This window comes from Streptomyces sp. NPDC003027, from assembly GCF_053591435.1.
This window is the reverse complement of sequence record NZ_JBSFTU010000023.1, coordinates 1-13,475: the sequence shown is the minus strand read 5'-3', so window position 1 is coordinate 13,475 and position 13,475 is coordinate 1. Positions and strand designations below refer to the sequence as shown.

13 protein-coding genes are annotated in these 13,475 nt (G+C 69.9%); 8 read left to right on the top strand and 5 right to left on the bottom strand.

What is annotated here, in order from left to right; all coding sequences use genetic code 11:
* Positions 1–246: 246 nt before the first annotated feature.
* Complete coding sequence (locus ACWDX6_RS18075) at positions 247–2,823, top strand: FHA domain-containing protein (protein ID WP_451485883.1); 2,577 nt, start codon at positions 247–249, stop codon at positions 2,821–2,823.
* 70 nt (positions 2,824–2,893) lie between these two features.
* Here ACWDX6_RS18075 and ACWDX6_RS18070 read toward each other — a convergent pair whose 3' ends face one another.
* Positions 2,894–3,646: a transglycosylase SLT domain-containing protein gene (locus tag ACWDX6_RS18070; RefSeq protein ID WP_451485882.1), complete on the bottom strand. Its 753-nt coding sequence runs from the start codon at positions 3,644–3,646 to the stop codon at positions 2,894–2,896.
* 468 nt (positions 3,647–4,114) lie between these two features.
* Here ACWDX6_RS18070 and ACWDX6_RS18065 point away from each other — a divergent pair, with 468 nt between their 5' ends.
* Both ACWDX6_RS18065 and ACWDX6_RS18060 read left to right on the top strand, forming a co-directional pair.
* Positions 4,115–5,260, top strand: coding sequence for a GAF domain-containing sensor histidine kinase (locus ACWDX6_RS18065; RefSeq protein WP_451485881.1), 1,146 nt, complete (start codon positions 4,115–4,117; stop codon positions 5,258–5,260).
* Positions 5,253–5,897 carry a response regulator gene (locus ACWDX6_RS18060; RefSeq protein WP_451485880.1) on the top strand — a complete coding sequence of 215 codons (645 nt, stop codon included), beginning with the start codon at positions 5,253–5,255 and terminating at the stop codon, positions 5,895–5,897. Before ACWDX6_RS18065 ends, ACWDX6_RS18060 begins: the two co-directional genes overlap by 8 nt.
* A 198-nt stretch (positions 5,898–6,095) precedes the next feature.
* Here ACWDX6_RS18060 and ACWDX6_RS18055 read toward each other — a convergent pair whose 3' ends face one another.
* Positions 6,096–6,881 carry a hypothetical protein gene (locus ACWDX6_RS18055; protein WP_451485879.1) on the bottom strand — a complete coding sequence of 262 codons (786 nt, stop codon included), beginning with the start codon at positions 6,879–6,881 and terminating at the stop codon, positions 6,096–6,098.
* Positions 6,882–7,048: 167 nt separating this feature from the next.
* Between ACWDX6_RS18055 and ACWDX6_RS18050 the strand changes: the two genes are divergently transcribed.
* From ACWDX6_RS18050 to ACWDX6_RS18035, 4 genes are all read left to right on the top strand, one after another.
* Entirely contained in the window at positions 7,049–7,846 is a 798-nt protein-coding gene (locus ACWDX6_RS18050) for an ABC transporter ATP-binding protein (RefSeq protein ID WP_451485878.1), read from the top strand.
* Between the two features lie 94 nt (positions 7,847–7,940).
* On the top strand, positions 7,941–8,369 hold the full coding sequence (locus ACWDX6_RS18045; protein WP_451485877.1) for an NfeD family protein: 429 nt from the start codon (positions 7,941–7,943) through the stop codon (positions 8,367–8,369).
* A 93-nt stretch (positions 8,370–8,462) separates the two neighbouring features.
* Entirely contained in the window at positions 8,463–9,401 is a 939-nt protein-coding gene (locus ACWDX6_RS18040) for an SPFH domain-containing protein (RefSeq protein WP_451485876.1), read from the top strand.
* An 88-nt stretch (positions 9,402–9,489) separates the two neighbouring features.
* A complete protein-coding gene (locus tag ACWDX6_RS18035; RefSeq protein ID WP_451485875.1) occupies positions 9,490–10,263 on the top strand; it encodes a sulfite exporter TauE/SafE family protein in 774 nt (257 codons plus the stop codon).
* Between the two features lie 57 nt (positions 10,264–10,320).
* On the opposite strand, the gene ACWDX6_RS18030 is transcribed toward ACWDX6_RS18035, so the two are convergent.
* From ACWDX6_RS18030 to ACWDX6_RS18020, 3 genes are all read right to left on the bottom strand, one after another.
* Complete coding sequence (locus ACWDX6_RS18030; protein ID WP_451485874.1) at positions 10,321–10,827, bottom strand: HNH endonuclease; 507 nt, start codon at positions 10,825–10,827, stop codon at positions 10,321–10,323.
* A 163-nt stretch (positions 10,828–10,990) separates the two neighbouring features.
* The gene (locus ACWDX6_RS18025; protein ID WP_451485873.1) at positions 10,991–11,527 is read right to left on the bottom strand and encodes a YbhB/YbcL family Raf kinase inhibitor-like protein; all 537 of its coding nucleotides are present in this window, start codon (positions 11,525–11,527) and stop codon (positions 10,991–10,993) included.
* A gap of 51 nt (positions 11,528–11,578) precedes the next feature.
* Positions 11,579–12,361, bottom strand: a complete 783-nt coding sequence (locus ACWDX6_RS18020; RefSeq protein ID WP_451485872.1) for a sporulation protein — start codon at positions 12,359–12,361, stop codon at positions 11,579–11,581.
* 103 nt (positions 12,362–12,464) lie between these two features.
* Here ACWDX6_RS18020 and ACWDX6_RS18015 point away from each other — a divergent pair, with 103 nt between their 5' ends.
* Positions 12,465–13,106: a DNA-3-methyladenine glycosylase gene (locus ACWDX6_RS18015; protein WP_451485871.1), complete on the top strand. Its 642-nt coding sequence runs from the start codon at positions 12,465–12,467 to the stop codon at positions 13,104–13,106.
* The last annotated feature ends 369 nt before the right edge of the window (positions 13,107–13,475 follow it).

Here is a 13,475-nt window from a genome sequence, read left to right as displayed (position 1 = left end):
CCTGTCACGGTAACGCCGCCGACCCGGCCCCGCCCCGTCGGCGCCGACGCGCCGTGCCACGGCCCCGACGCGCACGGGGCGCCGGGTTCCTCACGCGTTGCCCTATTCGTGGATGCCGCGCGCCCGCCTCCCCATGCTCTTCACCCCGCCCGACTTTCGGATACGGGACCCGGCCTGAAATAGTTCCCCCCGGATGTTCGCCATCCCTGGACTCCCTGCGACAGGGGGTACATCGGGGGACAAGTAGTGGGGCATGGAGTGCCAGAACTCGTACTGGAATTGAACGGAAGGACCTGGACTCTCGATCCGTCCAGGTCGTACACCCTCGGACGTGATCCGCAGGGCGACCTCGTGATCGACGACGCCCGGGTCTCGTGGCGGCACGCCACCCTCAGCTGGGGCGGCCGCAGTTGGGTCATCGAGGACCACGGCTCGACCAACGGCACCTTCGTACAGGGCCAGCGGATCCATCAGATGGAGATCGGGCCCGGCTCCGCGGTGCACCTCGGCAACGCGACCGACGGTCCGCGGCTGAATCTCGCCGCCGGCGCGCAGGCCGCCCAGCAGCAGGCACCGGCGCAGGCCGCGCCCGCCCACCAGGCGGCGCAGGCGGAGTGGGCCGGCCACCAGGGCCAGCCGCAGCAGCAGGGCTGGCAGCAGCAGCCCGCACCGGCCCAGCCGCAGCAGCAGGTTCCGCACCCGCAGGCCGCGCAGCCGCAGTTCCCGCACCAGCAGGCCGGCCCCGTCGAGCAGTTGGCGCAGAAGGTATCGGGTCAGGGCGGCGGCATGGCGGGAGCACCGCCGGTCTACGGCGACCGCAGCCCGACCACGTTCCACCAGCTGGCCCTCGGCCATGTGATGCGGATCGGCCGTGCGCTGGAGAACGAGCTGGTCGTCTCCGACCTCCAGGTCTCGCGCCACCACGCCGAGTTCCACGCGACCCCCGACGGCCGTTTCGAGATCCGCGACCTCGGCTCCCACAACGGCACGTACGTCAACGGTCAGCCGATCGCCAAGGGCGGCACCGCCCTCATCGGCCCCAACGACATCGTCGGCGTCGGCCACTCGACCTTCCGCATGGTCGGCGGCCAGCTCGAGGAGTTCGTCGACACCGGCGAGGTCTCCTTCTCGGCCCGCCACCTCACCGTCACGGTCGACGGCGGCAAGCAGATCCTCAAGGACGTCTCCTTCGGCGTCCCCGAGAAGTCGCTCATCGGCGTCATCGGCCCGTCCGGCTCCGGCAAGTCCACCCTGCTCAAGGCGCTCACCGGCTACCGCCCGGCCAACGAGGGCGACGTCCTCTACGACAACCGGAGCCTCTACAAGCAGTTCGCCGAGCTGCGCCAGCGCATCGGTCTGGTCCCGCAGGACGACATCCTGCACAAGGAGCTGACCGTCCAGAAGGCGCTGCGCTACGCCGCCAAGCTCCGCTTCCCCGGCGACACCGCCCCGGCCGAGCGCGAGGCCCGCATCGACGAGGTGCTGCGCGAGCTGAAGCTGGACATCCACAAGGAGAAGAAGGTCACCTCCCTCTCCGGTGGCCAGCGCAAGCGCGTCTCCGTCGCCCTGGAGCTCCTCACCAAGCCGTCGCTGATCTTCCTCGACGAGCCGACCTCCGGCCTCGACCCGGGCATGGACCGCGATGTCATGCAGCTGCTGCGCGGCCTCGCCGACGACGGCCGCACGGTCCTCGTCGTCACCCACTCGGTGGCCGAGCTGGGCCTGTGCGACAAGCTCCTGGTCATGGCGCCCGGCGGTTCGGTGGCCTACTTCGGTCCGCCGGAGGAGGCGCTGAACTTCTTCGGCTACAGCACCTGGGCCGATGTCTTCTCCGCCTTCGAGAACTACCGCGACTACGACTGGGCGGGCCGCTGGAAGGGCTCCCAGCACTACCAGATGTACGCCGCGGACATCGACGCCGTCGCCGCGCAGCCGGTGCAGATGCCGCAGCAGGCGATGGCCAGGCCGCCGAAGCCGCAGGGCTGGGGCTCGCAGCTGTGGACCCTGATCCGCCGCTACTCCTCGGTCATCGCGTCCGACAAGGGCTTCATGGGCCTGATGGTGATCCTGCCGGCCGTCCTCGGCCTGGTCTCGGTCGTCATCCCCGCCGACTTCGGCCTCGCCCCGCCCAAGCCGCCGTCCCGCTTCAACGGCGACGCCGGCACGATCATGCTGATCCTCGCGGTCGGCATGTGCTTCTCGGGCGCCGCCAACTCCGTACGAGAACTGATCAAGGAGCGGGTCATCTACGAACGGGAGCGGGCCACCGGCCTGTCCCGCTCGGCGTACCTGATGTCCAAGGTCATCGTCCTCGGCGTGATCACCGCCATCCAGGGCGTCATCATCTGCGGTATCGGCTTCGCCACCCGTGACCTGCCCGCCGAGGGCCTGGTCATGCCGCCGGCCGTCGAGCTGTGCGTCACGATCATCGCGCTGGGCTTCACCTCGATGATGTTCGGCCTGGTCATCTCCTCGCTGGTGAAGACCGCCGAGAAGACGATGCCGCTGCTCGTCATGTTCGCGATCGTCCAGGTCGTCTTCACCGGCATCCTCTTCCAGGTGTACGGCTCCCCGGGCCTGGAGCAGTTCGCCTGGCTGATGCCCTCCCGCTGGGCCATCGCCGCCGCGGGCTCGACCCTCGACCTCGCCCACCTCATGCCGCCGTGGGACCACAAGGACCCGACCAACCTGGACCCGCTGTGGGACCACACGGTCGGCCAGTGGGGCTTCAACCTCACGATCCTGGTGCTCATCGGAATCGTCTGCGGCGTCGCGGTGGCGCGTCTGCTGCGCCGCCACGAGCCCGAGGTCATGCGCAAGTAGCAGCGGTCGTACGACGCCGAAGGGCGGCACCCCGTGCGGGGTGCCGCCCTTCGGCATGTGCGCGGCGCCGTCAGTAGGCGCTGTTGACGTTGTCCATGGAGCCGTAGCGGTCGGCCGCGTAGTTGCAGGCGGCGACGATGTTGGCGACCGGGTCGTACTGGTCGAACTTGGTGCCCGGCACGTGGTAGGCCTTGAAGGTCGGGTAGATGACCTGGAGCAGGCCCTTCGACGGGACACCGTTGATGGCGTTGATGTCCCAGTTGTTGATCGCCCGCGGGTTACCGCTGGACTCCCGCATGATGTTGCGGTGGATGCCCTCGTAGGTGCCCGGGATGTTGTGCTTGTCCATGATGAACAGCGCCTCGCGGATCCAGCCGTCGAGGTTGTTCGCGAAGATGGGCTGGCGGGCGGCGGCACGGCTCGCGGCGGCCTTGGCGTCGGCGCGCTTCTTCGCGTCGGCCTTCGCCTTCGCCGCGGCCTTCGCCTTGGCGGCGGCCTGGGCGTCGGCCTTCGCCTTCGCGGCGGCCTTGGCCTCAGCGGCGGCCTTGGCCTTCGCCTCGAGCTCCTGCTTCGCCTTCAGACCGATGGTGGTCTGCTGCTCGGTGAGGCTGGCGTGCAGAGCCTTGGCCTGCGGGCTGTTCGCGTTGTAGCCCCACGCGACCTGCTGCGTGTTGGCCAGCGCCTGGGGCTCGGTCTCAGCGGCGGCGTCGTTGCCGGGGACGAGGGTGAAGGCGAGGGCGGCGGCACCGAGGGCGGCGACACCGGCGATGGAGGCCTTGTGGGTCTTCTTCAGCCGATAGTGGCCGGGGGTGTTCGCGGACATGCAGGGCTACCTCTTCGAATAGACAGGGGGTCGCTCAGGCCGGTGGCGGCGCTGCGCCTGCTCGGCGGCGACGGATGCAATTCTTAGCGGCAGCAAAAACCTGTGGCAAAGGTGTGACGTACGAAGCCGGGTAGTGGATCAGGGACCCGTGCATGCGGCACGGACACCCGCAGGGGACCCCCTCCAGCAGCCCTAATCTGCGCTCCCCCCGTCGACTAAAGGCCTTCGTAAGTGACCTGCGTCCTATGCCCGGGCTCACATCGGGCACGTAACGAACTCACCGCAGGTTGCGCTCGCAATGCGCACAGTGAGCAAGGTCCGTCGAGAGGAGGAGAGAGACGGCCCTGGCCTCCCACCCGAGGCCCCGTCCGCCTACCCACCAGGTACTTCGTCCTAGTCCCACGGACCCGGGCGAAGGCCGTCCCCGGACGGATACGGAGTGTCACACCCCAGCGGTACGGTGAGTCCATGAGTCACCGACCCGGCTCCGGCCTCGCCGCCGTGAGCACCGCGCTGCTGGCGATGAGCCGCCACCTGGAGGTGCGCGACGTCCTCAAGACGATCGTCGCCTCCGCCCGTGAGCTGCTCGACGCCGAGTACGCGGCGCTGGGCGTGCCGGACGACCACGGCGGCTTCGCCCAGTTCGTGGTCGACGGCGTCAGCGAGGAGCAGTGGCGCGCCATCGGCCCGCTGCCCCGCCAGCACGGCATCCTCGCCGCGATGCTCCACAAGGCCGAGCCCGAGCGGCTCGCCGACGTCCGCGAGGACCCCCGCTTCGAGGGCTGGCCGGCCGCCCACCCGGAGATGTCCGACTTCCTCGGCCTGCCCATCCAGGACGGCGACGAGACGATCGGCGCGCTCTTCCTCGCCAACAAGCGCTGCCCCCGGCCGGCCGGAGCGTGCGGCTTCACCGCGCAGGACGAGGAGCTGCTCGGGATCCTCGCCCAGCACGCCGCCATCGCCCTGACCAACGCCCGGCTGTACGAACGCAGCCGCGAGCTCACCATCGCCGAGGAGCGCTCGCGTCTCGCCCACGAGCTGCACGACGCCGTCAGCCAGAAGCTCTTCTCGCTCCGGCTCACCGCCCAGGCCGCCGCGGCCCTCGTCGACCGGGACCCGGTCCGGGCCAAGGGCGAGCTCCAGCAGGTCGCCTCGCTCGCCGCGGAGGCCGCCGACGAGCTGCGCGCCGCCGTCGTCGAGCTGCGCCCCGCCGCTCTCGACGAGGACGGCCTCGTCCACACCCTGCGCACCCAGATCCAGGTCCTCGACCGGGCCCACGGCGCCAAGGTCACCTTCGACAGCACCGGTGTGCGGGCCCTGCCCGCCGCCCAGGAGGAGGCCATGCTCCGGGTCGCCCAGGAGGCGCTGCACAACGCCCTGCGGCACGCCGACCCGGAGCTCGTCACCGTCTCCCTGGTGCGGCACGGGCAGGGCGCGCTGCTCACCGTCACCGACGACGGCAAGGGCTTCGACCCGCGTACGGTCCGCAGGGCCGGACGCCACCTCGGTCTGGTCTCCATGCGCGACCGGGCCGGTGGCGTCGGCGGCCGGCTCACCGTGACATCGGAGCCCGGCCGGGGCACCACGATCGAGATGGAGGTCCCCGGTGGCTGACACCGTGATCCGCGTCCTGCTGGTCGACGACCACCAGGTGGTCCGCCGCGGCCTGCGGACCTTTCTGGAGGTGCAGGACGACATAGAGGTCGTCGGAGAGGCGTCCGACGGCGGTGAGGGCGTCGCCCGGGCCGAGGAGCTGCGCCCCGACGTCGTCCTGATGGACGTCAAGATGCCCGGCATGGACGGCATCGAGGCGCTGCGCAAGCTGCGCGAGCTGGCCAACCCGGCGAAGGTCCTGATCGTCACGAGCTTCACCGAACAGCGCACGGTCGTCCCGGCGCTCCGGGCCGGCGCCTCGGGGTACGTCTACAAGGACGTGGACCCCGACGCCCTGGCCGGCGCCATCCGCTCCGTCCACGCGGGCCATGTGCTGCTCCAGCCGGAGGTGGCCGAGGCGCTCCTCTCCCAGGACGAGGGCCAGGGCGGCACGGGACGCGGCACCACCCTCACCGAACGGGAGCGCGAGGTGCTGGGACTGATCGCGGACGGACGGTCCAACCGCGAGATCGCCAGGGCGCTCGTCCTGTCGGAGAAGACGGTCAAGACCCACGTCTCGAACATCCTGATGAAGCTCGATCTCGCGGACCGGACGCAGGCGGCGCTCTGGGCGGTGCGGCACGGCCTGACCTCGTAGAACGCCGGGCATCGGGCGCCGGGCGGAAGCGGCAGCTCCAGTCCCTTTTTCATACTGTCGGGTGGATGCCCCCGTTCGGCGCAACGTCGCAGAGGCGGGGGCGTTCTCCATGGCGTGCTGCGGCGGCCGGCCGTAGTCGCCCCCGGACCGCGGCCGGGCCCCCAGTACCCCAGCACTCCCCGGAGCCCCGGGCCCGGATCAGCGCTCCCGTTCCCGCTCCTCCACATACGCGTTGTACGCCGCGACCTGAGCCCGTCTCGCCACCCGCTCCACCGGACGCAACGCCAGCTGCCTCGCCGACATCTCCGAGGCGCTGACCGCGCCCCCGTGCCCGTGGTCGTACGCCAGGTCGATCAGCAGCCCCACCCGCTGGGCCAGCTCCAGCACCCGTACCGCACGCGGCGGATACCCCGGGGCCAGGACCTCACGGCCCGCCTCCGCGCGCGCCCGGTACGCGTCGCGGGCCGCGTCCGCCACCGGGCCCGAACCCGCCACGTCCAGTCCCATCAGGACCGTCGTCGCCTCCCGCAGCGCCTCCGCCAGCTCCCGCTCGGCCTCACCGAGCGACGGCACGTCCGCGGGCGGCGCCTCCCGCACCGCCAGACAGCGCCAGACGACCTCCACATGCGTGTCACCCACCGGACCGGCCTCCGTGACCTCCGGTACGAGACCGTACGGCGCACCGAAACCGACCACGGCCTCCTCCGCCTCCAGCGCCCGCGCGTTGAAGTCCGGCGGCCCGCTCAGTCCCAGCGGATGCCCCGGCGCCGGCAACGCCACCCGCCACCCGGTCACCCCCAGCCGCCGCAGCCGGCCGAGCGCCAGCGTCAGCCCCACCGGCCCCGCCTCGCCCGGCAGACCCTCCACGCGGTGCACCGCGTCCTCCCCGACGATGGCCAGCGCCGCGTCGTCCGGCGATACCGACCCGGCCAACAGGGCATTGCCCCAAGCGGCCAGGCGTCCTGAGCGTGGTTCCGAAAGCATGCCCCCAGCCTAGGGGGGTCCCCGGCGCCGGAACCGGGAAGTACCGGACCTCAAGGTCCAACCTGGCGACCGGCCCGCCCGGCGAGTGGCGTAGGTTTTCCCTGGACGCCGCGCCCACAGGCGCAAGGCGACGACCCGACTCGACCGCAAGGGGAGACAACGCGCTCATGAGCGATGTACTGGAGCTGGTGGACGTATCCGTGGTCCGCGACGGACGGGCTCTGGTGGACGATGTCTCGTGGTCGGTCAAGGAGGGTGAGCGGTGGGTCATCCTCGGCCCCAACGGCGCCGGCAAGACCACCCTCCTCAACATCGCCTCCAGCTACCTCTTCCCGAGCACCGGCACCGCCAAGGTCCTCGGCGAGCGGCTCGGCGGCGTGGGCACCGACGTCTTCGACCTCCGCCCCCGCATCGGCATGGCCGGCATCGCCATGGCGGAGAAGCTCCCCAAGCGCCAGACCGTCCTGCAGACCGTCCTCACCGCCGCGTACGGCATGACCGCCACCTGGCACGAGAACTACGACGCCGTCGACGAGGAACGCGCCCGCGCCTTCCTCGACCGCCTCGGCATGACCGAGTACCTCGACCGCAACTTCGGCACCCTCTCCGAGGGCGAGCGCAAGCGCACCCTGATCGCCCGCGCGATGATGACCGACCCCGAGCTCCTCCTCCTCGACGAGCCCGCCGCCGGACTCGACCTCGGCGGCCGCGAGGACCTCGTCCGCCGCCTCGGCCGCCTCGCCCGCGACCCGTACGCCCCCTCCATGATCATGGTCACCCACCATGTCGAGGAGATCGCCCCCGGCTTCACCCACGTCCTGATGATCCGTCAGGGCAAGGTCCTCGCCGCTGGCCCCATGGAGACCGAGCTCACCTCCCGCAACCTCTCACGCTGCTTCGGCCTGCCGCTCGTCGTCGAGCACGTCGGCGACCGCTACACCGCACAGGGCCTCCCGCTCAAGTAGCCGCAGGCGTACGGGAACCCGGACCACCGGGCGTCGCTTCTCCGCACAGAGCCGCGCCCTGTCCCCGACCCACCCCACCGCCTACCATGACCATGTGGACATCGACGCATGGGTGTGGTGGCTGATCGGCGCGGTGGGACTCGGCATTCCGCTGGTCCTGACCGCGATGCCCGAATTCGGCATGTTCTCCGTCGGCGCCGTCGCCGGAGCCGTGACCGCCGGTCTCGGCTTCGGCATCGTCGCCCAAGTGGTGGTCTTCGTCGTCGTCTCGGTGGCGCTCCTCGCCGTCGTCCGCCCCATCGCGGCCCGGCACCGCGACGGACCACCCCGGCACGCCAGCGGCATCGACGCGCTGAAAGGCCGTCAAGCGGTCGTCCTCGAACGGGTCGACGGCAGCGGCGGCCGCATCAAGCTGGCCGGCGAGATCTGGTCCGCCCGCGCGCTCGACGCCGATCAGAGCTTCGAACCGGGGCAACAGGTCGACGTCGTCGACATCGACGGGGCGACCGCCGTGGTCATGTGACCGAACCCCTCACACGACGGTCCGCCGTCTGGGAAACTCGATCATCGAAATCAACCCGGCAGTGAACCGGCAGCGAAGGGCACGGGGAACACGATGTCAGCAGTCATCATCGTCCTGATCATTCTGGTGGTGCTTGTCTTCATCGCCCTGATCAAGACGATCCAGGTCATCCCGCAGGCGAGCGCCGCGATCGTGGAACGGTTCGGCCGCTACACCCGCACGCTCAACGCCGGCCTGAACATCGTCGTCCCGTTCATCGACTCCATCCGCAACCGCATCGACCTCCGCGAACAGGTCGTCCCCTTCCCGCCCCAGCCGGTGATCACCCAGGACAACCTGGTCGTCAACATCGACACCGTCATCTACTACCAGGTGACCGACGCCCGGGCCGCGACCTACGAAGTCGCCAGCTACATCCAGGCGATCGAACAGCTCACCGTCACCACCCTGCGCAACATCATCGGCGGCATGGACCTGGAGCGGACCCTCACCTCCCGCGAGGAGATCAACGCCGCCCTCCGCGGCGTCCTCGACGAAGCCACCGGCAAGTGGGGCATCCGCGTCAACCGCGTCGAGCTCAAGGCGATCGAGCCCCCGACCTCCATCCAGGACTCGATGGAGAAGCAGATGCGCGCCGACCGCGACAAGCGCGCCGCGATCCTCACCGCCGAGGGCATCCGCCAGTCGCAGATCCTCACCGCCGAGGGCGAGAAGCAGTCCGCGATCCTCCGTGCCGAGGGCGAGGCCAAGGCCGCCGCCCTGCGCGCCGAGGGCGAGGCCCAGGCCGTACGCACGGTCTTCGAAGCCATCCACGCCGGAGACCCGGACCAGAAGCTCCTCTCGTACCAGTACCTCCAGATGCTCCCGAAGATCGCCGAGGGCGACGCCAACAAGCTCTGGATCGTGCCCAGCGAGATCGGCGACGCGCTCAAGGGCCTCTCCGGAGCCTTCGGCAACCTCGGAAGCGGAGCCCCGGGCTTCAACACCGGCGGCAAGAGCGCGGAGCGCCGCGAGGAACCCCCAGTTGACTGACACCTACACGTAGTCGTGCATGATCGGTCCGAGCCCCTCGACCCTCGGCACCGAGGGCGGGGAGGCGACTCACCGACCATGTAAGGAGATGGCGTTGTCCATCTGGGAAGTACTGGCGGTCTTCGCCGCCGGCGTGGGAGCCGGCACCATCAACACCATCGTCGGATCGGGAACGCTGATCACGTTCCCCGTCCTGCTCCTCACCGGCCTGCCCCCGGTCACGGCCACCGTCTCCAACGCCCTCGGACTCATCCCGGGATCCATCAGCGGCGCCATCGGCTACCGCGCGGAGCTCAAGGGCCAGCGCCGCCGCATCCTCCGCCTCGGCACCGTCGCCGCCATCGGCGGCCTCGCCGGCGCCGTCCTCCTCCTGATGCTGCCACCGCGGGCGTTCGAGACCATCGTCCCCATCCTGGTCGCCCTCGCGCTGGTCCTCGTCATCCTCCAACCCCGCCTGTCCAAGTGGGTCCAGGCCCGCCGCGAGCGCGACGGCACCCCGGGCGACCCCGACGGCGGACCGCTCCTGCTGACCGGACTCCTCCTCGCCAGCGTCTACGGCGGCTACTTCACCGCGGCCCAGGGGATCATCTACGTCTCCCTCATGGGCATGCTCCTCGCGGACACCCTCCAGCGCCTCAACGCCGTCAAGAACGTCCTCGCCGCGATCGTCAACAGCATCGCCGCGCTCTTCTTCCTCTTCGTTGCCGAATTCGACTGGACCGCCGTCCTGCTCATCGCCGTCGGCTCGGCCATCGGCGGCCAGGTAGGAGCCAAGGTCGGCCGCCGCCTGCCCCCACCGGTCCTGCGCGGCTTCATCGTCGCCGTCGGCACCGTCGCGATCGTCCAGCTCCTGCTGCGCTGAACGACGCCGGGCCCGCCCCCAGCAAGGGGCGGGCCCGCACCCGTACGACGATCACCGTCAAGCGGCCGTGCTCGCCAGCCACTCCGGCAGCTCGGACCGCTCACCCGCCCGCATCGCCAGCAGCATCGCGTCCGCCGGAGTCGGCACGAACGGCTCGTGCAGCAAGGGCATCCCCGCCTGCTCCGGCGTCCGGTCCGCCTTGCGGTGATTGTCCTCCGCGCAGGACGCCACCGTGTTCAGCCAGCTGTCCGCACCCCCCTGCGCCCGCGGCACCACATGGTCCACCGTCGTCGCGCGCCTCCCGCAGTACGCGCACCGGTGCTGGTCCCGCACCAGCACACCCCGCCGCGACCACGGAGCGTGTCTTCGGAACGGCACCCGGACATAGCGGCAGAGTCTGATCACGCGGGGGACCGGTATGTCGACGGCGGCGGCACGCATGCGCAGCTGGGGATGGACCTGCTCGACGACGGCCTTGTCCTGCAGGACAAGCACCACCGCACGGTTGAGTGTGACCGTCGACAGCGGCTCGAAGCTCGCGTTCAGTACCAGCGTGTCCCGCATTGTGCCCACCTCCCGTGTGCCGCCCAGCCCCGTGGCAGGGCTCCGGGCTCGGATCAACTCTGGCCGGGCGCGCCGGGTTGGACAACGCAATATCCGTGCGGAACGAAAGATGCCCGCTTCTGATCTCTCCAAGACCAGAAGCGGGCAAACAACCAACGAACGTTCAGCTGCGGGTGGGACCCGTGTACTCGGCGATCAGCTGGGCGCGCGCCAGCGTGTGGAACCGCAGGTTGAAGCCCACGACCGCCGGCGACGCGTCCGCGTCCGGTCCGAGCTTCTCCGTGTCCACCGCGTACACGGTGAAGACGTAGCGATGGTTCTCTCCCGGCGGGGGAGCGGCACCACCGAAGTCCTTCGAGCCGTAGTCGTTGCGCACCTGCACGGCACCCGCCGGCAGCCCCTCGAACGACCCCGTGCCCGCACCCGCCGGCAGCTCGGTCACCGACGCCGGGATGTCGAACACCACCCAGTGCCAGAACCCACTGCCCGTCGGCGCGTCCGGATCGAAGCAGGTGACGGCGAAGCTCTTCGTCTCCGCCGGGAAGCCCTCCCAGCTCAGCTGCGGCGAGGTGTTCCCCTCCGCGTACACCTGAGCGTCCTTCAGCACACCACCCGGCACGATGTCGTCGCTCACCACGGTGAACGCCGGCACCTGCGGATGGAAGTCATGAGGGAGCGGCGCCCTCTTGCCCTCGGCCACGTTCCAACCTCCGTATCGCCTGACCTGGCTCACAGCCTTACGCGGCCGAGCCTAGAGCCAGTTGCGCCGACCGCCGACATCGGCGAGCCACTGGTTGAGGTAGGCCGCCCAGTCGGTGGTGTGGAAGTCGGCCAGACCCACCTTGAACGAACGGAACGAGTCGCTGTTCTCGCTGAACAGCCCCGGCTTCTTGTCCATCTCCAGGACGACGTCCATCTCACGGTCGTCCGCGACGAAGCTGACCTCGACCTGGTTGAGACCGCGGTACTGCTGCGGCGGGAAGAACTCGATCTCCTGGTAGAACGGCAGCTTCTGCCGGGTCCCCCGGATGTGCCCCCGCTCCATGTCCGCGCTCTTGAAGCGGAAGCCCAGCTGCAGGAAGGCGTCCAGGATCGCCTGCTGCGCCGGCAGCGGGTGGACGTTGATCGGGTCCAGGTCGCCGGAGTCCACCGCCCGGGCGATCTCCAGCTCGGTGGTCACCCCGATGTTCATACCGCGCAGCTGCTGCCCGGCGATGGCCGTGACCGGCGTCTCCCAGGGGATCTCGAACCCGAACGGGACCACGTGGACCGCGCCCGCCTTCACCTCGAAGGCACCACCGAGCCGCACCTTGACGAACTCGATGTCCTGCTTGGTCTCCTGGTCACCGCCCTCGACCTCGACCCGGGCCTGCAGCCCCACGGACAGACCCTCGATCTGCTGGTCGACCGAGCCGCCCTGGATCCGCACCTCACCCTGGACGACCCCGCCCGGCACGACGTTCTCCTCGGTGAGCACCGTCTCCACGGACGCCCCACCGGCACCCAGACTCGCGAGCAGCTTCTTGAACCCCATGAACACTCCAATCGGTCCTGCTTGGTCCTGACCCCTACATACGCGCGACGACCGTAACCGGTTCCAGCACGGCTTCCCGTGCCCCCCAGTACCCTCGGACGCCATGAGCGAGAGCCCCGACCGTACGCCGCTCCCGCGGGACTTCTTCGACCGCCCCGTTCTGGAGGTGGCGCCCGACCTTCTGGGACGCACGCTGGTACGCACATCGGAAGCCGGCCGCATCGAGCTCCGTCTCACGGAGGTGGAGGCGTACGCCGGTGCCATCGACCCCGGCTCCCATGCCTTCCGCGGCCGCACCGCCCGCAACGCGGCCATGTTCGGCCCACCCGGACACGCGTACGTCTACTTCACCTACGGCATGTGGCACTGCCTGAACCTGGTGTGCGGCCCGGAGGGCCAGGCGAGCGGAGTCCTGCTGCGAGCGGGCGAGATCCTGGTGGGCGCGGAGCACGCCCGCAAGCGCCGACTCTCGGCCCGGTACGACAAGGAACTGGCCAAAGGCCCGGCCCGTCTGGCCACCGCCCTCGACGTGGCCCGCTCCCTCAACGGCGCGGACGCCTGCGCCGGCCCCGACTCCCCCCTGTCCCTGCTCACGGGCACCCCACCCCCCGCTGACCAGGTCAGGAACGGCCCCCGGACAGGAGTGGGAGGAGAGGGCGCCCCGCACCCCTGGCGCTTCTGGATCGACAACGACCCGACGGTCAGCCCGTACCGCGCTCATGCGCCCCGTAAGAGGAGGTCTTGACGAGACTTGACCCAGGTGCTGGGGGCGCCTAATGTAGTCCGAGCCGCAGGAACGGGCAGTGCTTCCAGAGCACCCCGGCGCGGCCATCCACTACCTACAACGAAGCCCCATCAGGGCGGATTCTCGGCATGGCCGGAATCCATCCGAATGGCTCGATTATGAGTCGCCGGGGAATTCGGCTAAAGTAGTGAACACGCCGAAAGGCGAAGGCCCCAACCGGCCGCCGGAAACAAATTCGAACCGGAAACGGAACGGAAAACGGATCTGGTAAGGTTGGAAACACGAAAGACCGAAGGGAAAAGCCCGGAGGAAAGCCCGAGAGGGTGAGTACGAAGGAAGCGTCCGTTCCTTGAGAACTCAACAGCGTGC

What these genes read in the sequence shown, in the direction of transcription:
- ACWDX6_RS18070 (WP_451485882.1), bottom strand. Translation starts at nt 3,646, where the DNA reads ATGTCCGCGAACACCCCCGGCCACTATCGGCTGAAGAAGACCCACAAG.
- ACWDX6_RS18065 (WP_451485881.1), top strand. Translation starts at nt 4,115, where the DNA reads ATGAGTCACCGACCCGGCTCCGGCCTCGCCGCCGTGAGCACCGCGCTG.
- ACWDX6_RS18055 (WP_451485879.1), bottom strand. Translation starts at nt 6,881, where the DNA reads ATGCTTTCGGAACCACGCTCAGGACGCCTGGCCGCTTGGGGCAATGCC.
- ACWDX6_RS18050 (WP_451485878.1), top strand. Translation starts at nt 7,049, where the DNA reads ATGAGCGATGTACTGGAGCTGGTGGACGTATCCGTGGTCCGCGACGGA.
- ACWDX6_RS18040 (WP_451485876.1), top strand. Translation starts at nt 8,463, where the DNA reads ATGTCAGCAGTCATCATCGTCCTGATCATTCTGGTGGTGCTTGTCTTC.
- ACWDX6_RS18035 (WP_451485875.1), top strand. Translation starts at nt 9,490, where the DNA reads ATGGCGTTGTCCATCTGGGAAGTACTGGCGGTCTTCGCCGCCGGCGTG.
- ACWDX6_RS18030 (WP_451485874.1), bottom strand. Translation starts at nt 10,827, where the DNA reads ATGCGGGACACGCTGGTACTGAACGCGAGCTTCGAGCCGCTGTCGACG.
- ACWDX6_RS18020 (WP_451485872.1), bottom strand. Translation starts at nt 12,361, where the DNA reads ATGGGGTTCAAGAAGCTGCTCGCGAGTCTGGGTGCCGGTGGGGCGTCC.
- ACWDX6_RS18015 (WP_451485871.1), top strand. Translation starts at nt 12,465, where the DNA reads ATGAGCGAGAGCCCCGACCGTACGCCGCTCCCGCGGGACTTCTTCGAC.